Here is a 1,923-nt window from a genome sequence, read left to right on the forward strand (position 1 = left end):
CACAGAAAGCGCCGATTAAAATCGGCTTAGAGTTGCGGATGTAAGAGCCGCACGTTGAAGATTACAGCAAAATCACAACGGCCACGAGTCATGCGCGGATAAGCGAGAGGTTATACGCGAAGCGTTAGACAGTGGTATACACAGGTTAGGTATTGAGCCCCGAAAATTTCTTAGATCAGAATGCCGACGTGTTTGTGTTCATCGGAAGGCAACACTGTTGACATCGATAATGCGAGATGTAAACAGATTCTGCGTGGTCGAAGACCCTATACATGTGTAGAAACTTTAAGCGCGGGAATCGGGAGATCCTGCAACTGGCCATGAAAACTCATGGTCCGCGTTGAAAATCCAAATGGAGCAAAGCAATGATGAACAGTTGCAGGAAGTCGGACAAATCCGTAGTACCTGAGAAGCCCTCGAACAAACCTGACAAAGTGGGAAAGGAGAGGATGGAGGGAAGGGATTTGCCCAAGGAGAATAGGCGGCCGCAAAACATGCTCCGGACACAGTGCCGGGAAGGTGTGCTCAATGAGCTGTTGCTTATACATCGAAAAGCGAAAGCGGAGAGAAGATTAAAATTCACGACCCTGATGCACCATATATACAACATCAATATGCTGAGGATGTCATATCTTGAGATAAAGAGAGATGCAGCCCCGGGTGTCGACAAGGAAACATGGGAAAGCTACGGAAGAGACCTGGAGGGAAACCTCACAATTCTCTCCAAGCAACTTAAAACTGGAGCATATAAAGCGAAAGCTGTAAGAAGAGTGTACATACCTAAAGCCGATGGAAAACAAAGGCCACTAGGGGTAACTGCGTTGGAAGACAAAATCGTCCAAAGAGCAACAGTAGCAGTACTGAACACAATCTACGAAGCAGATTTTCAGGGATTCTCGTACGGATTTCGACCGAAGCGCAGTCAGCATCAAGCGTTGGATGCCCTATACGTTGGAATATACACGAGGAAAGTGAATTATGTGTTCGATGCAGACATTCGAGATTTCTTTAACAAAATAAATCGAGAATGGCTAATAAAATTTATTGAACACCGTATTGCGGACAAAAGAGTAGTGCGACTCATCCAGAAATGGCTGAACGCGGGAATATTGGAAGAGGGAAAGATCATATACAATGAACAGGGGACTCCGCAGGGTTCGAGTGCTTCACCGCTACTTGCAAACGTGTTCTTGCACTATGTATATGACATGTGGATCCAACAATGGAGGAAACAAAAAGCGTGTGGCAATGTAGTTGTTATACGTTTTGCCGATGATACCGTAGTGGGATTCCAATACGAATCGGATGCCAGACAATTTCATGAAGAATTAAAGGAGAGATTCCTAAAATTTGGATTGGAGCTACATCCTGAGAAAACGCGACTCATTGAATTCGGGCGATTTGCATCAGAAAACAGAAAGACGCGAGGAGAGGGAAAACCAGATACATTCACATTTCTTGGATTTACACATATTTGTGGAAGAACCAGAAAGGATGGAAAATTCACAATCTGGAGGCATACAATAAAGAAGAAAATGCAGAAGAAGTTAAAAGAGGTCAAAGATGAACTCAAGAAACGCATGCATGACCCTATCCAAGAAGTTGGTCAATGGCTTAAAGCAGTGATAACAGGGCACTATAGATACTATGGAGTACCTGGAAACTATAAAGCAATGCAAGATTTCAGACATTTAATAGGACAGAAATGGAAACACTCTCTCAAAAGGAGAAGCCAGAAAGCAAATATTACATGGGAGAAATTAGGAAAACTGATTGACCAATGGCTACCACAGCCGAAAATATGGCATAAATATCCGAGTGAGCGAATCGGTGTTATTATCTAAGGGAAGAGCCGTATGCGGTAATTCCGCACGTACGGATCTGTACGGGGGGTGTTGAGTAATCGACATTCCTACCGTAACC

1 protein-coding gene is annotated in these 1,923 nt (G+C 44.0%); it reads left to right on the plus strand.

The annotated features are described in order from the left end of the window. The first annotated feature begins 365 nt into the window (after positions 1-365). Positions 366-1,844, plus strand: a complete 1,479-nt coding sequence (gene ltrA / locus PARA125_RS09650; protein WP_349305652.1) for a group II intron reverse transcriptase/maturase — start codon at positions 366-368, stop codon at positions 1,842-1,844. The last annotated feature ends 79 nt before the right edge of the window (positions 1,845-1,923 follow it).

It is taken from the genome of Parachlamydia sp. AcF125 (genome assembly GCF_018342475.1).
Taxonomy (GTDB): domain Bacteria; phylum Chlamydiota; class Chlamydiia; order Chlamydiales; family Parachlamydiaceae; genus Parachlamydia.

Excerpts from the sequence above, each read along its gene's own strand:
- ltrA (WP_349305652.1), top strand. The coding sequence starts at position 366 with ATGATGAACAGTTGCAGGAAGTCGGACAAATCCGTAGTACCTGAGAAG.